We start from the raw sequence: 17,668 nt of genomic DNA on the forward strand, positions 1-17,668 counted from the left end.
AGAAAAAATGGCCACCCTTGGGTCAAAAAAATAAGCGGTCAACACATGAATCCGGAAACCCTGAAATTTATCGAAGCAAGCATCAAGACCATTCCCGACTATCCGAAGCCGGGCATTCTGTTTCGTGACATCACCAGCCTGATCGAGAACGCTGAGGCCTTCAAGGCCACCATCGATCTGCTGGCCAATCATTATCGTGATCAAGGGATCACCAAGATTGTTGGCACCGAAGCCCGCGGCTTCATCTTTGGCGCGCCGGTTGCCTATGCCATGGGGCTGGGCTTCGTGCCGGTTCGCAAGCCGGGCAAGCTGCCGCGCGAAGTGATCGAGGAGTCCTATGCCCTCGAGTACGGCACCGACACCCTGCAACTGCACACCGATGCCATCGTGCCCGGTGACAAAGTGCTGGTCGTGGACGATCTGCTGGCGACCGGTGGTACCGTCGATGCGACCGTCAAGCTGATCCGCCGCGCAGGTGGTGAAGTGGCCGATGCTGCCTTCATCATCTCCCTGCCGTCTCTGGGTGGCGATGCCCGCCTGACTGCTGCTGGCATCAAGGTAGTCTCACTGGTCGAGCTGGCCGGCGAGTAATGCCTCTTCGGCCCGATCCTCTGCATCGGGCCTGCATTGAACCGGTGCCCGTGCGGGCATCGGTTTGAAAATCAAGCGATCCCTCCCGCTCTCACCGATAGCCGATACAGCCAGCCCGCCATTTGTGTTAGCATCCGGCCTCAATGCCCTGTCTTCCCTGCATGATGGATTTATGAGCTATCAGGTTCTGGCGCGTAAATGGCGCCCCCATACGTTTGAACAAGTGGTAGGCCAGCAACATGTGCTGACCGCCTTGACCAACGCCCTGGATCAGGGACGGCTGCATCACGCCTATCTGCTGAGTGGTACCCGTGGGGTCGGCAAGACCACCATCGCCCGTATTCTGGCCAAGAGCCTCAACTGCGAGCAGGGGATCAGCAGCCATCCGTGTGGCGTCTGTGATACCTGCCGAGAGATCGATCAGGGCAACTTTGTCGACCTGCTGGAGATTGACGCGGCGTCCCGCACCAAGGTGGAAGATACCCGCGAGCTGCTCGACAACGTGCAGTACCGCCCGGCCCGTGGCCGCTTCAAGGTCTACCTCATCGATGAAGTGCACATGTTGTCGCGCCACAGCTTCAACGCGCTGCTGAAAACCCTGGAAGAGCCGCCCCCCTATGTGAAGTTTCTGCTGGCCACCACGGATCCGCAGAAGCTGCCCATTACCATCCTCTCGCGCTGCCTGCAGTTTCATCTGAAGAGTCTGGATCAGACCCAGATTGCCAAGCAGCTCGAATGGGTGCTGGATCAGGAGGGGCAGCCGTTTGAGCCCCGCGCCCTGCTGGCTTTGGCCAAAGCCGCTGACGGCAGTATGCGCGATGCCCTGAGCCTGACCGATCAGGCGCTGGCCCACGGCAATGGTAGCGTGCGCCTCGAGAGTGTGCTGGCGATGCTGGGCACGCTCGATCACCGCCATCTGCACCAGCTGCTGGAAGCCATTTTGCGGCAAGATGCCCCCGCGACCATGGCCAAGATCACCGAGATCGCCACCTTGGGCCCCGATTTTGATCAGCTCCACGCCGAGCTGGAAGGCTTGCTCCATCGCATCGCCATGGCACAGCTGCTGCCTGCCAGTGTGCAGGAACAGGGGGCGGATGCTGATTCCCTGCTGCAACTGGCCAAGGCGATGAGCCCGGAAGAGGTGCAGCTCTGCTACCAGATCGTGCTGGGTGGCCGTAAAGATCTGCCCTGGGCCCCCGATGGCCGCACTGCGCTGGAGATGACCTGCCTGCGGATGCTCGCCTTCTCCCCAAGGCGCGATGCCCTGCATCCGGCCAGCCTCACCGCGCTGCCCCCGTCAATGACGAGCAGTGCGGCGAGCAGCGCTACTTCGATTGCCTCTTTGCCGGGAAAGCGCCCGGCCGCTGAATCGGCCGCAGTGGCACCGATCAGCGGCGCCGTGCCTGCACCGCTAGCCAGCCCTGTTGCCAGCACGCCTGTTGCTACCAGTGCAGTGCCCGCGGTTGATGTCTCCCTGCCTGCGATGACGGATGACATCGGCAACCCCGCCGACAGCGAGGAGGAGGCGCAAGCCGCCGAGCTGTTCAGCCAGCAGGATGAGCTGCTGCGTGAAGCTGCGGGCATGGGGTATCAACCCGAGCCCGCGTTACCCCATGTGCAGCCCGATGTGTCTGCGCACTCGGCTGCACAGCCCGCAGATGCTGATGAGCGAGAGTCTGCCGCAGCCGATACCGACTATTCCCGTGGCGAGCCGCTGACCGCCCCCTTCGAGCCTACGCTCGAGCCGACAACCGCGCTGGTTACCGCTCCTGAAGCTGTTTCAGCGGTGTCGAGCATGCAGAGCCTGCTTGGCAAGCGAAACATGCTGCGCAGCCGCCAGCGTGGTCAAGATGCCCCGGCGGCGCCCGCGCCGCGCGCGGTGCCGGTTGCGCCAGCTCGTCCTGTCGCGCCCGCTGCTGCTCCGGCCGTCACCCAACAGCCAGTCTCTGTCAGCCAACCGGCCGGGCAGGGGATGGCGACGATGGGACACTATGATGATCTGCCACCGGTGGATCTCTATGGCGACGGTTACGAGCCGCAGGTTGATAACGGCGATTACGAGGAGTACCTCAATCAGGGCTTTGCCGAGCAGACTCAGGTGATGAGCCACGCCCCTGTCACGGCACCGGCCCAGCCAACCGATCTGCCACCTTGGGATCTCGACGGGCAGCCGAGCTATCGACCCGGCGAGTGCGGCGCCACGGCGCCTGCGGTGACGCCCGCCCCTGCGACCCTGCCGCCCGTTGCCACCACGGCGGTGGCTGTTGCCCCTGTGACGCAGGATGAGCCCGCTCAGCCGGTGATGGAGACCATCGACTGGGATGAGCTCGAGAGCGACAGCGAGCCGCAAGAGGGGGAGGCGACTCGCCTTATCCCCTCCTCGCTGCTCAATGGTTGCGGCGACCCTTGGGCCGAGTTGATCGCTCACACTCAGGTGGGAGGGCGGCTGCGTCAGCTCGCCATCAACTCGGTGATGACGCGGGAAGGGGACAAGGTACTGCTAACCCTCAAGCCCGAGCAGCGCCATCTGGTGAGCGACAAGGCGCGCGCCGATCTGGCCGAGATCATCGGGCCAGCGCTGGGTCAACCGGTGCAGGTCGAGGTGACGCTTGGTGTGGTGCCTGACCAGGAGACCCCCCTTGAGATCGAACATCGCCTTTATCTCGGGGTGCGGGAGCAGGTGACCCGGGACCTGGAGCAGGATCCCAACGTGCAGTTTTTAGTTCAGCGGTTTGGTGCCGTGCTCCATCACGAGAGCATCGAGCCCCTCAACCGCTAAATTCCGTGGCCGGGAGCTTGCTTCCGGTTGAAAAGCAGTTTGGCTGTCCCCATCTAGGACAGACAAGCCCACAGCCCGGCGCTGGATGCCGGATTTCAAGACGAGAGACGACATATGTTTGGTAAAGGTGGAATGGGGAACCTGATGAAACAGGCCCAACAGATGCAAGAGCGTATGCAGAAGGCGCAGGAGCAGCTGGCTCAGATGGAAGTGACCGGTGAAGCCGGTGCGGGCATGGTCAAGGTCACCATGACCGGTAGCCACAGCGTCCGTCGCATCGAGATCGACCCCTCCCTGATGGAAGATGACAAGGAGCTGCTGGAAGATCTGGTTGCTGCCGCTTGCAACGATGCCGTGCGTCGTGTGGAAGAGCAGAACAAGGCCAAGATGGGCGAACTGACCGGTGGCATGCAACTGCCGCCGGGTTTTAAAATGCCCTTCTAAGGCGACTCTCCCCGCGCATTCTTGCTCCCTTGTCGCTGGCCATTCGGGCCACGGCAAGGGGGACGGCCGAGAGAGCCAAAGACGCAGCGTTATTGCTCAGGCGATACGCTGCGTTTTTTATGGGCAGCCATGCTGGCGTGGACGGGCTCTAACTATCCCTTCTGCGGAGCGGTTGCGACAGTGCAGGCCGATTACGCCATGAAACGCAGTGCTTCGATTCGCCAAGGTGGCGCTATTTGTCGATACCCGCTATCGGATATCCCGGTTTGGCGTGGCCGGGCGGGAGCGGCATAATGGCGGCTTGCCGTATTGAGGAGATTGTATGAAATATATTGGAGCCCACGTCAGTGCGGCCGGCGGGGTGGAAAATACCATCGCCCGCGCCCAGGCCATCGGGGCCAACGCGTTTGCCCTCTTTACCAAGAATCAACGTCAGTGGCAGGCGGCGCCCTTGTCGGATGCCACCATCCGTGCCTTCAAGGCGGCCTGTGACAAGGCCGGTTTTCTGCCGGAGCAGATCCTGCCCCACGACAGTTACCTCATCAATCTGGGCCACCCGGATCCCGATGGTCTGGCCAAATCCCGCGATGCGTTTCTCGACGAGATGAAACGCTGCGAGCAGCTGGGGCTTTGCTATCTGAACTTCCATCCCGGTAGCCATCTCAAGCAGATCCCAGAGGCGTCCAGCCTCAAGTTGGTGAGCGAGTCCATCAACTGGGCGTTGGAGCGCAGTGCAGGGGTGACGGCGGTGATCGAGAATACCGCTGGGCAGGGGACCAACCTCGGCTGGTCGTTCGAGCACCTCGCCACCATCATCGAGGGGGTGGAGGACAAGAGCCGGGTCGGGATCTGTTTCGATACTTGCCACGCCTTTGCCGCTGGCTACGATCTGCGCACCGCCGAGAGCTGCGCTGCCGTCTTTGCCGAGTTCGACCGCACGGTGGGTTTTCACTATCTCAAGGGGATGCATATCAACGGCGCCAAGTGCACCTTCGGTAGCCGGGTCGATCGCCACCACAGCTTGCGGGAGGGCAATCTGGGGGAGGCTGTTTTCCACCACATCATGAATGATGATCGCTTCGATCGCATTCCGCTGATCCTCGAGACCATAGACGAGTCCATCTGGGGCGATGAGATCAGCTGGTTGCGCAGTCTGGCGCAGTGATACCGAGCAAGCGAATCAAAGAGAGGGAGCCGTGGCTCCCTCTCTGCTTTTTCCATCATTGGCGGGCGGGCCTGTCAGCGGCGCTCCGAGCGCGCGTTACTCTGCGCGGCTCACCTCGGCATCCTTCACCTGAGCCCGGCAGAAGTGGATAAAGTGGCGCAGGGAGGTGGAGTGGTACTTCTGCTTGTGCCAGATAAGGGAGAGCTGGCGCGGGAAGCGGCGGGAGAGGGGCAGGGCGATCAGCCGCCCATCTGCCAGGCGATCCGAGGCTGCCAGCCGGGAGATAAAGGAGATACCAAGCCCCTTCTCCACCGCCAGCATCACCGCCTCCAGGGTGTTGAGTTCAAGCCCTGGTTGCCAGCGGGGCAGCTCGGGCTGGATCTGCTGGATAAATTGCTCGCGGCTGCCCGATTGTGCTTCACGCAATACCCAGGTCTCGCCCCCCAGACGGGAGAGGGAGAGCTCCTTCTTGTTGGCAAGCGGGTGACCGGGTGGGGCCACCACCAGCATCTCGTCCTGCAGCCAGGGTTCGGCGAGCAGGTCGGGGTGGTGGTTCTCCCCCTCGATCAGTGCCATATCCAGCTCGAAGTTGGCCAGCGCATGGCAGAGCAGGTGAGTGTTGTTGATGGTCACCTTGGGGGGGAGCCCCAGCTCCTGTTTGCTGCTGGCGAGCAGGGTAGGGAGCAGGTAGTTGCCGATGGTCTGGCTGGCACCAAGGCGCAGCTGGCCGCTCGGTTCGGCATCGGGACTGAACAGGTTCTCGATATCCTGCATCCGGGTCAGCAGCTCTTCGGCGGCCGGTTGCAGCAGGCGCCCTTCGTTATTGAGCTGCAATCTGGGGTGAATGCGGTCAAACAACGGGGTGGAGAGCTGGCGCTCCAGCTCCTGCAGCGACTGGGAGACGGCCCCCTTGCTCAGGCAGAGCTCGTTGGCGGCAAGGCCAAGGTTTCCATAGCGGGCAATGGTGGCGAACACTTTCAGCTGCTGCAGGGTCAGTTTCATCGTGTTTGGTTTTCCTGAATGATTGATTTAATTCATTTAGATATCGTAAACGATAAGGGACCATTATCCTATCGCCATAGTCATCAATAGAAAGGTGTCATCATGATCGCAAGAACCCGTAAATCACTGGCTGCCGCCCCAACCCCCATGGCGGGTCTGGCGCTGGGCATCGCCAGCCTTGGTTGGTGTTGGGAAAATGCCGGTCACTTCGATGGCCGGATGCAACTGCTGGGCGCTGCCATTGCGGCCGTGCTGCTGGTGATCCTGACCTTCAAGTTTCTGCTTCACCCCCGCCTGCTGTTGCAGGATCTCGCTCACCCTGTGGTGGGCAGTGTGGTACCGACCTATGCCATGGGCACCATGGTGGTCTCCAAAGCGCTGGGTATGATTGCGCCGCAAGCGGGCGAGGCCCTCTGGCTGTTTGCCGTGGCGGTTCACCTGCTGTTCCTGGCCACCTTTATCTGGCATCGCGCCAAAGAGTTTGAAATCCACCACATGGTGCCGAGCTGGTTCGTGCCGCCGGTGGGGATCATCGTGGCTGACGTCGCCTTCCCGGGCGGTCAATTTGCCCCGCTGGCCAACGGTCTGCTCTGGTTCGGGATCATCTGCTACGGCCTGATGCTGCCGCTGATGCTCTATCGCCTGATCTTCAGCCATGAAGTGCCGGATGCCGCCAAACCGACCATCGCCATTCTGGCGGCCCCTGCCAGCCTCTCTCTGGCCGGTTACCTGACCGTCAGCCAGGAGCCGTCACTGCTGCTGGTGGCCGTGCTGTTGGGGATTGCCATCCTGATGACTGGTATCATCTATCTGGCCTTCATCAAACTGCTGCGTTTGCCCTTTTCGCCGGGTTATGCCGCCTTCACCTTCCCGCTGGTGATCGGTGCCACCGCCCTGTTCAAAGTGGCTCATCTGGTTGAAGGGTTTGCGCAAGGGAGTCACTACGTCGAGCAGATCAGACTGCTGGCCCACTTCGAGCTGGGGGTGGCTACCGTCATCGTCGGGTATGTGGCACTGCGTTACCTGATGTTTTTTCTGCCGCAGCGTAATACCGAAATGAATAACGGCATGGTCCGCCAGGGTGCTCACCGTTAAATCTTGAAGAAGATGTGACATCGGGAAATGGATAAGCAGTGCGCTCCGAGAGCGACGGGATAAACGACCAGTCATACGATGGATGGACAAAGAGCCTCCACCCTGGTTGTGTAACGAGCAAAATGCCCCGCAGTGCGGGGCATTTTTTTATGGTTTTTTGATGTGGCGCCCGTGGCGGGCTATTTGCCATGGATTTAACTGGTATTACCTGTCAGGACGACTACAATGCAGTACCACTTTTTCGCTCGACCCCAATACATGTCGTCCCAAGATCCCGTATTTGACTCCTCTTTTGAAGCCCGTTTTCTGCATCCCCGCTACTGGTTCAGCTGGCTGGCGCTCGGTGTGCTGATGCTGCTCGCCTTTGTGCCGGTGCGATTGCGCGACCGTTTGGCCGAAGCCTTGGCACCGCTGGTGTTTCGTATCTCGAAAAAACAGATCTATATCGCCAGAACCAATCTGGAGATCTGCTTCCCGGACAAGAGCCCGGAAGAGCGGGATGCCATTGCACTGACCTCGATCCGGGTCGGCCTCAAGAGTCTGTTGGGATTTGGCGAGTTCACCATGCGCAGTCAGCGTTATCTGATGAGCCGGATGCAGGTGATCGGTTGGGAGCATATCGAGGCGGAGCGGACGGCCGGCCGTCCGGTGATCCTGGTGGTGCCCCATACCTGGCCGGTGGATGCCGCCGGTTACTGCTTCACCCAGCGCGGGGTGCCCATGTGCACCATGATGAAACGGGCGCGCAATCCGGTGTTTGACTGGCACCTCAACCGTGCGCGAGCCAAGAACGGTTGCCGCGTCTATGAGCGCAGCGCCGGGATCAAGGCGGTGATCAGAACCATCAAGAGCGGTCGCAGCTTCTTCTATCTGCCGGATCAGGATCATGGCCGTGAGAAGAGCATCTTCGCCCCCTTCTTTGGCTATCCCAAAGCAACCCTGCCTGCCTTGCCCCGTCTGGTGCAGGTCAGTGGTGCCAAGGCGGTGCCGCTGCTCGCCTGCTATGACGAAGCGAACCACTGCTACCGACTGGAGATTGAGGCACCGTTCGACAACTATCCCACCGAGGATGTGATGGCCGATACCTGTCGCATGAACGACATGGTGCAACAGCAGCTGATGCGCCATCCGGGCCAGTATATGTGGTTCCTCAAGATCTTCGATACCCGTGAAGATCAGGAGGGGCTGGATGGCCTTTACGAGGCGGGGATCCAGCGGATCCGCAAGGGATTGTCACCCCACGGCTGACCCAGAATTTGGATTGATTGAAATGGCCCCTGGTGGGCCATTTTTTATGATAACTAGTCTGATCAGTGCCTTGCAGGCTGATGGCCAGCCTCCCCAGGGTAGAAAAAAATGTCAGGATAACTACAATAACCGTTTGTTTTTGATGACTTGATGGCCGCCATGTCTGCGTTAGATCCGGTATTTGATACCTCATTTCATAGCCGCCTGCTGCATCCCAAATGGTGGGGCAGCTGGTGCGCGCTGGGCCTGCTCTCCCTGCTGGCATTTACTCCTGCGAGATTGAGGGATCGCTTTGCCGATCTGGTTTCGCCGACCCTGCTGCGTTTTTCGAAAAAGCAGGCCTATATCGCCGATACCAACCTCAAGATCTGCTTTCCCGAGCTGGATGCCGCTGCACGGCAGGCGCTGCTGCTCAAATCGATCCGGGTCGGGCTCAAGACCTTTATGGGCTTTGGCGAGCTCAGCTGGCGCAGCAAGGCGCGGCTGACCCGCCGCATCAAGGTCACCGGCTGGGAACATGTGCAAGCGGAGCAGGCTGCAGGCCGCCCGGTGATCCTGGTGGTGCCTCATACCTGGGCGGTCGACATGATTGGCCGCTACTTCTCCATGATGGGGATCGAGATGTGCACCATGATGAAGAGCCCGAAAGATCAGGTGTTCGACTGGTACATCAACCGCGAGCGGGCCAAAGGGGGCAAGGTGTATGAGCGCAGCGCCGGGATCAAGCCAGCGATCAAGTCGATCCGCGCCGGTGCCAGTTTTTTTTACCTGCCGGATCAGGACCACGGCCGCGAGGCGAGCGTGTTTGTTCCCTTTTTTGGTCGCCCCAAGGCAACCCTGCCCGCGCTGCCCAAGCTGGTGAAGCTGACTGGTGCCAGAGCCGTGCCCATCTTCGCCAGCTATGACGAGGATGAGGGACGCTATCTGCTGGAGATTGAGCCGCCGTTTGACCCTTATCCCACCGCCGATCTGCTGGCAGACGTCAATGCCATGAACCGGGTGGTGGAGATGCAGGTGGCCCGCCATCCCGAGCAGTACATGTGGTTTCTCAAGATCTTCGAAACCCTGGAGCATCAGGAGGGGGATGACGGCCTCTATGAAGCGGGGATCCAGCGTATTCGTCAGGGCTTGCCGCCCGAACCTTGAAAATTGGCCCGCTTGCGGGCCATTTTTGTTGGCACAGGCGCCTTTCGTATTTGGTCTGCTGCTGGTGGTTTTTAAGGCGAACGGGTGGACAAAAACAGCGCAAACAGGGGATAACAGGGTGTCTTATGAAAGGGAGAGGCAGGTGAGCGTGCGCGGAGCTATCTTCGAGAGCGGAAATAGGGTAAAAGGGCGGCCATGAAAATTCCAAATCGAATCCAACCTCTGGTTGATGACGGCCTGGTCGATGAGGTCGTCAGCCGGTTGATGAGCGGCAAAGAGGCCGATGTCTATGTGGTGCGCTGCGGCGACGAGATCCGCTGCGCCAAAGTCTATAAAGAGGCGTCCAAGCGCAGCTTCAAGCAGGCCGTGGTCTATCAGGAGGGGCGCAAGGTGCGTAACAGCCGCAGCGCTCGCGCCATGGAGAAGGGCTCCAAGTTCGGCCGCAAACAGCATGAAGAGGTGTGGCAGAACACCGAGGTCGACGCCCTGTTCAAGCTGGCGGCGGCCGGTGTGCGGGTGCCACAGCCCTATGTCTGCCTCGATGGTGTCCTCTTGATGGAACTTATCACCGATGAGGATGGCAATGTCGCGCCGCGCCTCAACGATGTGGCGCTTACCCCCGAGCAGGCGGTTATTGATCACCACAAGGTGATCCGCTATGTGGTGCGGATGCTCTGTGCCGGTCTTATCCACGGCGATCTCTCCGAGTTCAATGTGCTGGTGGATGAACAGGGCCCTGTCATCATCGACCTGCCCCAGGTGGTGGATGCCGCCGCCAACAACCAGGCCAAGGCGATGCTGGAGCGGGACGTCAACAACATGCGCAACTACTACGGTATGTATGCCCCCGAGCTGCTCAAGACCCGTTATGCCCAGGAGATGTGGGCGCTGTTTGAAGATGGCAAACTCACCCCCGATAGCGATCTGACCGGTCACTTTGAAGAGAGTCGCGCCGCCATCGATCTCGATTCGGTGCTGCAGGAGATCGAGAGCGCCGAGGAGGAGGCCTATGCCCGTCAGGCCCGGATGAAGGCGGAGCAGGAAGACAGCTACTAACGGTCTTGCCACGTTCGCAAAAAGAGCGCCGTCGGGGCGCTCTTTTTATTACTGCTGCGGCTATGGTCGGCTGGGGCAGGGGGCTAGCTGATACATCTCCAGCCAGTTGCGATCCCCCGGATGGAAGCGCCGCCCCAGTAACACGCCACCGGCGGCCGTAATGACCTTGCGGGAAGCCAGATTATCTTCGCCGCAGCTGATCAGCACAGGCGCTGCCAGTACCTGTTGTTGCACCCAGCGCAGCTGCACGGTCGCAGCCCCTTCGCCACGGCGAGAGGGGCGGGTTTCGTAACCGATATGACCCAGCCACTGGCGGGTTGCCTTATTGTCACCGTGACGAAGACGCAGGGTGGCGATGATCTCCTCGCCATCGAGGGCAAAATAGGTGGTGGTCGGCAGGTATCCACTGGGCAAGTTGCGCCCTTTGGCGTGATCCAGCAGGCTCTGTAGCCAGCCGTCCGGGTCAAATTGCGCCACCTGATAGAGCGGCTGTCCGTCCTCGGCGCATTCGGTGACATAGCGCCGGTAAGCCGGGGCATCTGCCAGCCTGGCCGGTCGGCATTGCAGAGCGAGAACTGCGCTCATGTCAGGAGCGCGCAGGGCGGCAGCGGCTGCGGCTCGTTGTGGTGGAGCTCCTGCACGCAGGCCCGTTGCCTCCCAGCCTGTTTGGCGGCGTAAAGAGCCTGATCCGCTCGCAGGTAGGCCGCTTCAAATCCCTCGTCAGGGTGCAGCGAGGTGAGGCCGATGCTGAGGCTGATGGGGCCACCGGCCAGCGCCCGGGTCGCCTCGGCGATCTGCTGTTGCAGGCTGTGACAGTAGTCGGGCAGGGTCTGCGGGTCCGCCATCAGCAGCAGGGCCAGCTCATCGCCGCCAAGCCGACCGGCCATGCCCTCAGAAGGCAGGGTATTAGCGATCTTCCGACCCACGGCTCGCAGCATGGCATCACCGGCGGGGTGGCCGTGGCGGTCGTTGATCTGCTTGAAGTTGTCCAGATCGATCAGCAGCAGCTGGCTAGGGCTAGCCATCTCGCGTGCACGCAGGGCCACCTGGCGCTCGAAATAGTGGCGGCTGAACAGGCCGGTCAGCTCATCCTGATTGGCGCGCCGCTCCAGCTTGCGCTGGGTGGCCAGCAGGGCTTGCTGCTGGCGGGTGTGGACCAGGCTCAGCAGCAGATAACTGCGGGCGATGGTAAAGAGCAGGCTGAGCAGGATCACAGGCCCGAGCAGCGGGTCGGTGAAGGAGTTGGCCGCCAGCTCCGGCTGCCAGAGGTGTTTGGCAATCCGCAGCAGTTGCAACAGCAGTTGCAGGCCGAGCAGCAGAATGGCAAAGCGCAGCACCCGATAGACGGGGGCCAGCCGCTGGTAGCGCCAGAGCTGCCAGATAAGCAGCGCAATCTGCAGCGAGAGCACGCCGGAGAGCACGATGATCCGGCTATGCACATCAAAGAGGGGTTGCTGCAGGGCGGTCAGGGCAAACAGGACGAAACCGCCGAGGGTAACAGCGGGCAGCAGCCAGCCCAGTTGGTCGGCTTCACGGCGAAAGAAGTGGCGCATCCCCCGTTCATAGAGCAGGGTGGTCGACATCAACAGCAGGTTGGTGCAGAGAATATTGGCAAGGGATGCATTTCCCTCAAGGGGGCGCAGCAGCAGGCAGCAAAAAGCCCCCGCGATAACCAGTTCCCCCGCTGACCAGTAGATCAATGCCCTGATCTGGCGATGGGTGTGCCACATGGCGGCGAAAATGGTGGCGACCCCCACATGTGACAGCGTGACGAACAGCACCAGACTCAACAACTGGGCCGAGGAAAACAGACTTGGCATCAAGGGGCTCTCTGGGAAGTCACCTGTGAACGAACAGGCGATGGGGTATCGCCCGCTGGCAGTGGCCGATCACAACATGAATCCAACCTATTATCAATGGGTTAAATGGCCGAATGTGCTCACCTCCGACTTCTTGCACGATGGCAATTGCTGACTCGATTTATCAGCGCACAAGGAGCCATTTTATTGTCTTGTCAGTCAATTTCGCTGCGTGAAAGGTGGTTGTGTTGGCGGCAGGGTGAACCCAACCGCCAGACGTTGTGCTAATCGCAGGTTGCAGCAGGCAAGCGCATTACGATGGCCTCCCTGTCCAGATGGGTCAGCAAACGGCGCACGTCGTCGAGGCGGATGATCAGAGTAGCGGTGTTGACCAGCGGATGGCACAGCACCTGTTCGGCCTGCCAGATGGCCTCGTCCACCACCAGCTCTACCGCATTTTCCCTGTCGCGCACCATGGCGAGCAGGGTCACCGAGCCCGGGGTAAGGTCGAGCACCGCATCGAGCCGCTCGGGGAAGCCAAAGCTCAGCCGTTTGACCCCGAGCATGACCGCCAGCGCCTTGAGGTCGACCCGGTGATCCTCCGGACTCACCACCAGAAACAGTCGCTCGCTTTTCGGATCGCGCAAAAAGAGGTTCTTGGTCTTGGCGGCGGGCTGGTCGGGCAGCAATTTGCTCGCCTCCTCACAGGTAAACACCGGGGGATGGTCAAAGCTCTGGTAGGGGATAGCCAGCTGATCCAGCAGGGAATAAATTGCCACAAAGACTCCTTTCGTCGGCGAAGAGTGGTCAGAACGGGATGGGCGGGAATAACGACCGGATCGAGCTTACCAGTTTGACTCCCGCCTCGCAGCCAGCGTGACGATTGCGAGCAGGCACTGTATGAACGTACAATAGTCCCATTCTCGGACAGCCCCTTTACGCTTCATGACTGCAACCCAGCCCACCGTACCCGCCACTCCGCCCCTCGACGGTTTTATCCTGACCCGCCACGGTCGGGATGTGCGCGGCCGTAACGGGCAGCCTGCAACCACCGAAATCGTGATGTGGCTCTGGAGCGCGCAGGGGCCGGTGCGGGTGGTGGTGCCGGGGCAGGAGCCGGTGTTCTTCCTGCCGCAGAGCCATATGGCAGAAGCCGCCGATCTGTTCAAAGGCGCCGGGGTGAGCGGACGGTTTCGCCGCCTGCCGATGCACACTTTCGATGGCCGCCCTGTGGTGGGCTGCTATTTCGCCACCCTGAGCGCCTTTCACCGCGCCATCGAGCTGCTGCTCATTCGCGGGCTGGAGCACTTCGAGGCGGATATCCGGCTGCCGGAGCGCTTCCTGATGGAGCGCTTCATCACCGCTGGTGTGCGCTTCGATGGCCGGGCGGTAAAAAAGGGGGGCAAGCAGGGATACTGGGAGGTGAACGAGGCGCGCTGCGCGCCGCAGGCGGTGACGCCAACCCTCTCCTGGGTGTCGCTCGACGTGGAGTGCGCCATGGACGGGGCCCTCTTCTCGGTCGGTCTTTACAGCGAACAGGATGCGCGGGTCATCATGATCGGCACCCCGGAAGCGGATGCCGAGAGCTGGGGCACCGAGGTCCAGTGGGTGGCGGACGAGAGCGCCCTGCTGAGTGCGCTGGAGAGCTGGTTCAGCCTGCATGACCCCGATCTGGTCATCGGCTGGAACGTGGTTAATTTTGATTTTCGCCTGCTGCTACGCCGCGCCGAGCTTAACAAGCGGCGGCTGCGGCTCGGGCGGGGGCGCGAGCTCTGTTTCTGGCGCTCGTCACGGGGCGATCCCCAGACCGGCAACGTTATTATCCCCGGGCGCATGGTGCTCGACGGCATCGATACCCTGAAAAGCGCCACCTGGCAGTTTGCCAGCTACAGCCTGGATGCGGTGGCGAGCGAACTGCTTGGCCGTGGCAAGGATATCGAGGACGTGGCCAATCGGGGGGAGAAGATCACCGAGCTGTTCCACTCCGACAAGGAGGCGCTCGCCCGCTACAACCTGGAAGATTGCAAGCTGGTGTGGGAGATCTTCGACTACTGCCACCTTATCCCGTTTGCCATCGAACGCGCCTCCCTCACTGGCCTTGAGCTGGACAGGGTAGGGGGCTCGGTGGCGGCCTTTACCAACCTCTATCTGCCGCGGCTCCATCGTGGCGGCTACGTGGCCCCCAATCTGCCGGCCGACGGTGGGTTGGCAAGCCCCGGCGGTTATGTGATGGACTCCAAACCCGGTCTCTATCGCCATGTGCTGGTGCTCGATTTCAAGAGCCTCTATCCCAGCATCATCCGAACCTTCTGCATCGACCCCATGGGGCTCATCGAAGGGTTGCAGCATCCCGAGCACGCCATTCCGGGCTTTCGCGGCGCCATGTTCTCCCGCGAGCGGCACTTCTTGCCGGAACTCATCGCCACCCTGTGGGCGGCGAGGGACAGAGCCAAGGCGGCCAGCAACAAGGCACTCTCCCAGGCCATCAAGATCATCATGAACTCTTTCTACGGCGTGCTGGGTTCGGGGGGCTGCCGTTTCTATGATCCGCGCCTAGCCTCGTCCATTACCCTGCGTGGCCACAGCATCATGCAGCAGACCCGCGAGTGGATTGAAGAGAAGGGGTTCGAGGTGATCTATGGCGACACCGACTCCACCTTTGTTCATCTGGGGCGCGAGACCAGCCCCGATGAGGCGGACGAGATCGGCCAGCGACTGGCTCAAATGATCAACGATAACTGGGCTGCACTGATCAGGCGCGAGTTCGACCTGCCGAGTTATCTCGAGATCCAGTACGAGACCCACTATCGCCGCTTTCTGATGCCCACCATCCGCGGGCTGGAGAAGGGCAGCAAGAAGCGCTATGCGGGGCTGGTTGGCAAGGCCAGTGAGGGGAGTGAACAGCTGGTGTTCAAGGGGCTCGAATCGGTGCGCACCGACTGGACCATGCTGGCCAAGCAGTTTCAGACCCGCCTCTATGAGCTGGTGTTTCACGATGAAGATCCCAGCGGCTATGTGCGCACCATGGTGGATGAGACTCGCGCCGGTCGTCACGACGATCTGCTTATCTACCGCAAACGGCTGCGCCAGAAGCTCGAGGAGTATCAGAAGAATGTGCCGCCCCATGTGCGGGCGGCACGGCTGGCCGATGAGGAGAACCTGCGCCGCGGTCTGCCCCAGCGCTATCAGCATCGGGGCGCCATCGCCTATCTGATGACCCTCAATGGCCCAGAGCCGCTGGAGTACCGGCGCAGCGCCATCGATTACGAACACTATATCGACAAGCAGTTGCGGCCGATTGCCGATGCCATCCTCCCCTTTATCGGCGAGTCGTTCGACCGGATCTGCGGCCAGCAGCTGGATCTTTTCTGATTGGGGCAAGTTGGCACTTTACTTCCCATGAATACTGGATAAAAATACAGTTATAAATCATGGAGAAGTTTCCTATGCGTCTTGAAATCATCATCGACAGAAAACATCAGATCCCGACCTCGACCATGGAGGCGTTGCGTCAGGAGCTGCTCAAGCAGCTTGGCGAAAAATTCCCCGACATCCATGTGCGGGTCGCGCCGGGCAGTGCCATGGCTCTGACCGTCAGCCGTGCCAGCAAGGAAGACAAAGAGCTGGCCGAAGCCATGGTGCAGGAGGTGTGGGAGAACGCCGACAGCTGGATGCCGGAAGAGAACGTCGCCTCCTGATCCCCACGGTCAGTGGATAATTCTGGGCGGTGGATAAATGGGCAGCTGAAAAACGGGCATGCCCGCTAACGATTCGCAGAGCCCCGGACAACAAAAAACGCAGCCAAGTGGCTGCGTTTTTTGTGGGTGGTGAGAGGTTCGCGGTGGCTTGTCTGGCTCTGGGTTGAGCTAGGCCAGTTACAACCCCGCCCAGCTTTTCAGGCTCTGCTGCTGCACCCGGCGATTGGCTTCGCGGATCTCCCCTTTGGCGCGCAGGTCGGCCAGCGCAATGGGCAGTGCGGTGCGGATCTCGGCACTGCTCATCCCGGCCTTGAGGGCCGGGTGATAGGCCATCTTGAGCAGCACATAGTCCAGCCCGGTCAAAAAGCTGTCGATGCTGTTGTCATTGAAGATGGAGGGAAACACCTTGTCCGAGTCGTTGGGCAGCCCCATCACCTGGGTGAACTCCTCCACCACGCAGTCGAGAAAACGCCCCTTGGCCCGGCTGTAGTCCACCGGAATGATGATGGTGGCACGGCTGATCTCGTGTTTTGCATTGGTTGCGAAGTTGGCCAAGCAGAGCCCCTCCTTGAGTGCCATCCCGACCGACGGATCCCCCCCCATGGTGCGGTTGGCCCAACTCTTCATCTTGCTGTAGTCGGTCATGATCAGGGTCAGATTGGGCTTTGCGGTCACCATGCTGATGGGGTGGCCGGTGATGCGGGCCAGATGGGCCGCTTGCACCTTCACTACCTCGGCTTGCAGCGACTTGTCGCCCGACTCGTTGACAAGCAGCAGCCGGATCGGCTGTTGCCAGCGGGCAAAGCGGGTCTGTTTGGCTTCGCCATACTCCCGCTCCATGGCGATGGCCATAAAGCTCTCGGTGAGATAGCTGTCGCTCTGCCAGCGCTCATCGGCTTGGGCGCTGTGGCCCGCGAGCAGAAGCAGCAGGGCCAGCAGCCCGCGTGACGTGAGCCTAGGACTGGCAGCACGCCCCAGCTTGGCCATTACCACGTTGGCAATTAAGCACGGGGCGCTAAAGGAGATGGCGGCAAATGACATGTTTCCTCCCTGAAACGGTTGTCAGCCTAGCGGCTGGCCTTGTCGATATCGCGCCAGGTGAGCCAGAGCCTGAGATCAAACTCCAGTTGATGATAGTCCGGCTCCATGTGCTGGCAGAGCTGGTAGAAGCTCTTGTTGTGATCCTTCTCTCTGATATGGGCCAGCTCGTGCACCACGATCATTTTCAGAAACGGGGACGGCGCCTCCTTGAACAGGGCGGCGATGCGGATCTCGTTCTTGGCCTTGAGCTTGCTGCCCTGTACCCGGCTGATGTAGGTGTGCAGGCCGAGGGCATCCTTGATGACGTTGATCTTGCCATCAAACACCACCTTGGACAGGGGGGCCGAGCTCTTGAGGTAGCGGTTCTTCAGCTCCATGGTGTAGGCGAGCAGCGCCTTGTCGCTCTGGAACGGGTGGCTTTCCGGATAGCGTTTGGCCAGCATGTCGCCAAGTTTGCCAGCCGCGATCAGCTGTTGCACCTGTGCCTTGAGCGCTTCGGGATAGCCCCCGAGATAGGTCAGTTCCGCCATGTCTGTCACCCGTTACATCCAAAAGTGGGCCATTGTAGTCATCGCGGGCCTGCTTGCCTACCGGTGAGGAGTGA

At 60.8% G+C, this 17,668-nt stretch carries 16 protein-coding genes; 10 read left to right on the forward strand and 6 right to left on the reverse strand.

Annotated elements, in window-relative coordinates:
- Window positions 1-45 precede the first annotated feature (45 nt).
- The 4 genes from apt (at window position 46) to nfo (ending at window position 4,979) form a co-directional block, all read left to right on the forward strand.
- Window positions 46-591, forward strand: a complete 546-nt coding sequence (gene apt, locus ACB035_RS14360; protein WP_005352403.1) for an adenine phosphoribosyltransferase — start codon at window positions 46-48, stop codon at window positions 589-591.
- Between the two features lie 172 nt (window positions 592-763).
- On the forward strand, window positions 764-3,370 hold the full coding sequence (dnaX, locus tag ACB035_RS14365; protein ID WP_371167523.1) for a DNA polymerase III subunit gamma/tau: 2,607 nt from the start codon (window positions 764-766) through the stop codon (window positions 3,368-3,370).
- Window positions 3,371-3,484: 114 nt separating this feature from the next.
- Window positions 3,485-3,814, forward strand: a complete 330-nt coding sequence (locus ACB035_RS14370; protein WP_005333445.1) for a YbaB/EbfC family nucleoid-associated protein — start codon at window positions 3,485-3,487, stop codon at window positions 3,812-3,814.
- 322 nt (window positions 3,815-4,136) lie between these two features.
- The gene (gene nfo / locus ACB035_RS14375) at window positions 4,137-4,979 is read left to right on the forward strand and encodes a deoxyribonuclease IV (RefSeq protein WP_368176462.1); all 843 of its coding nucleotides are present in this window, start codon (window positions 4,137-4,139) and stop codon (window positions 4,977-4,979) included.
- A 96-nt stretch (window positions 4,980-5,075) separates the two neighbouring features.
- On the opposite strand, the gene ACB035_RS14380 is transcribed toward nfo, so the two are convergent.
- Complete coding sequence (locus ACB035_RS14380) at window positions 5,076-5,981, reverse strand: LysR substrate-binding domain-containing protein (RefSeq protein ID WP_040068074.1); 906 nt, start codon at window positions 5,979-5,981, stop codon at window positions 5,076-5,078.
- A gap of 102 nt (window positions 5,982-6,083) precedes the next feature.
- Between ACB035_RS14380 and ACB035_RS14385 the strand changes: the two genes are divergently transcribed.
- The 4 genes from ACB035_RS14385 (at window position 6,084) to ACB035_RS14400 (ending at window position 10,526) form a co-directional block, all read left to right on the forward strand.
- On the forward strand, window positions 6,084-7,076 hold the full coding sequence (locus tag ACB035_RS14385) for a TDT family transporter (RefSeq protein ID WP_181222046.1): 993 nt from the start codon (window positions 6,084-6,086) through the stop codon (window positions 7,074-7,076).
- A 258-nt stretch (window positions 7,077-7,334) separates the two neighbouring features.
- The gene (lpxM, locus tag ACB035_RS14390) at window positions 7,335-8,324 is read left to right on the forward strand and encodes a lauroyl-Kdo(2)-lipid IV(A) myristoyltransferase (protein ID WP_041202778.1); all 990 of its coding nucleotides are present in this window, start codon (window positions 7,335-7,337) and stop codon (window positions 8,322-8,324) included.
- A gap of 150 nt (window positions 8,325-8,474) precedes the next feature.
- On the forward strand, window positions 8,475-9,470 hold the full coding sequence (locus ACB035_RS14395; RefSeq protein WP_069555789.1) for a lipid A biosynthesis acyltransferase: 996 nt from the start codon (window positions 8,475-8,477) through the stop codon (window positions 9,468-9,470).
- Between the two features lie 195 nt (window positions 9,471-9,665).
- On the forward strand, window positions 9,666-10,526 hold the full coding sequence (locus ACB035_RS14400; RefSeq protein ID WP_371167524.1) for a PA4780 family RIO1-like protein kinase: 861 nt from the start codon (window positions 9,666-9,668) through the stop codon (window positions 10,524-10,526).
- Between the two features lie 60 nt (window positions 10,527-10,586).
- On the opposite strand, the gene ACB035_RS14405 is transcribed toward ACB035_RS14400, so the two are convergent.
- The 3 genes from ACB035_RS14405 to ACB035_RS14415 form a co-directional block, all read right to left on the reverse strand.
- On the reverse strand, window positions 10,587-11,111 hold the full coding sequence (locus ACB035_RS14405; protein ID WP_371167525.1) for a GNAT family N-acetyltransferase: 525 nt from the start codon (window positions 11,109-11,111) through the stop codon (window positions 10,587-10,589).
- Window positions 11,108-12,346: a GGDEF domain-containing protein gene (locus ACB035_RS14410; RefSeq protein ID WP_371167526.1), complete on the reverse strand. Its 1,239-nt coding sequence runs from the start codon at window positions 12,344-12,346 to the stop codon at window positions 11,108-11,110. Before ACB035_RS14410 ends, ACB035_RS14405 begins: the two co-directional genes overlap by 4 nt.
- 263 nt (window positions 12,347-12,609) lie before the next feature.
- Window positions 12,610-13,104: a prolyl-tRNA synthetase associated domain-containing protein gene (locus ACB035_RS14415; protein ID WP_371167527.1), complete on the reverse strand. Its 495-nt coding sequence runs from the start codon at window positions 13,102-13,104 to the stop codon at window positions 12,610-12,612.
- Between the two features lie 166 nt (window positions 13,105-13,270).
- Between ACB035_RS14415 and ACB035_RS14420 the strand changes: the two genes are divergently transcribed.
- Together ACB035_RS14420 and ACB035_RS14425 are read left to right on the forward strand one after the other, a co-directional pair.
- A complete protein-coding gene (locus ACB035_RS14420; RefSeq protein ID WP_371167528.1) occupies window positions 13,271-15,697 on the forward strand; it encodes a DNA polymerase II in 2,427 nt (808 codons plus the stop codon).
- 74 nt (window positions 15,698-15,771) lie between these two features.
- Complete coding sequence (locus ACB035_RS14425; protein WP_005352362.1) at window positions 15,772-16,023, forward strand: DinI family protein; 252 nt, start codon at window positions 15,772-15,774, stop codon at window positions 16,021-16,023.
- Window positions 16,024-16,200: 177 nt separating this feature from the next.
- Here ACB035_RS14425 and ACB035_RS14430 read toward each other — a convergent pair whose 3' ends face one another.
- Both ACB035_RS14430 and ACB035_RS14435 read right to left on the reverse strand, forming a co-directional pair.
- Window positions 16,201-17,064 (reverse strand): DUF2927 domain-containing protein, encoded by an 864-nt coding sequence (locus ACB035_RS14430; RefSeq protein ID WP_371167529.1) that lies wholly within the window; start codon window positions 17,062-17,064, stop codon window positions 16,201-16,203.
- Between the two features lie 26 nt (window positions 17,065-17,090).
- Window positions 17,091-17,594, reverse strand: coding sequence for a M48 family metallopeptidase (locus tag ACB035_RS14435; protein WP_371167530.1), 504 nt, complete (start codon window positions 17,592-17,594; stop codon window positions 17,091-17,093).
- Window positions 17,595-17,668 lie beyond the last annotated feature (74 nt).

The sequence above is a fragment of the Aeromonas sp. S12(2024) genome (assembly GCF_041402305.1).
In the GTDB taxonomy this organism is placed as follows: domain Bacteria; phylum Pseudomonadota; class Gammaproteobacteria; order Enterobacterales; family Aeromonadaceae; genus Aeromonas; species Aeromonas veronii.

Bases quoted from the DNA above. Each gene is read 5' to 3' on its own strand.
- apt (WP_005352403.1), top strand. From the start codon at position 46: ATGAATCCGGAAACCCTGAAATTTATCGAAGCAAGCATCAAGACCATT.
- dnaX (WP_371167523.1), top strand. From the start codon at position 764: ATGAGCTATCAGGTTCTGGCGCGTAAATGGCGCCCCCATACGTTTGAA.
- ACB035_RS14370 (WP_005333445.1), top strand. From the start codon at position 3,485: ATGTTTGGTAAAGGTGGAATGGGGAACCTGATGAAACAGGCCCAACAG.
- nfo (WP_368176462.1), top strand. From the start codon at position 4,137: ATGAAATATATTGGAGCCCACGTCAGTGCGGCCGGCGGGGTGGAAAAT.
- ACB035_RS14380 (WP_040068074.1), bottom strand. From the start codon at position 5,981: ATGAAACTGACCCTGCAGCAGCTGAAAGTGTTCGCCACCATTGCCCGC.
- ACB035_RS14385 (WP_181222046.1), top strand. From the start codon at position 6,084: ATGATCGCAAGAACCCGTAAATCACTGGCTGCCGCCCCAACCCCCATG.
- lpxM (WP_041202778.1), top strand. From the start codon at position 7,335: ATGTCGTCCCAAGATCCCGTATTTGACTCCTCTTTTGAAGCCCGTTTT.
- ACB035_RS14395 (WP_069555789.1), top strand. From the start codon at position 8,475: ATGGCCGCCATGTCTGCGTTAGATCCGGTATTTGATACCTCATTTCAT.
- ACB035_RS14400 (WP_371167524.1), top strand. From the start codon at position 9,666: ATGAAAATTCCAAATCGAATCCAACCTCTGGTTGATGACGGCCTGGTC.
- ACB035_RS14405 (WP_371167525.1), bottom strand. From the start codon at position 11,111: ATGAGCGCAGTTCTCGCTCTGCAATGCCGACCGGCCAGGCTGGCAGAT.
- ACB035_RS14410 (WP_371167526.1), bottom strand. From the start codon at position 12,346: ATGCCAAGTCTGTTTTCCTCGGCCCAGTTGTTGAGTCTGGTGCTGTTC.
- ACB035_RS14420 (WP_371167528.1), top strand. From the start codon at position 13,271: ATGACTGCAACCCAGCCCACCGTACCCGCCACTCCGCCCCTCGACGGT.
- ACB035_RS14425 (WP_005352362.1), top strand. From the start codon at position 15,772: ATGCGTCTTGAAATCATCATCGACAGAAAACATCAGATCCCGACCTCG.
- ACB035_RS14430 (WP_371167529.1), bottom strand. From the start codon at position 17,064: ATGTCATTTGCCGCCATCTCCTTTAGCGCCCCGTGCTTAATTGCCAAC.
- ACB035_RS14435 (WP_371167530.1), bottom strand. From the start codon at position 17,594: ATGGCGGAACTGACCTATCTCGGGGGCTATCCCGAAGCGCTCAAGGCA.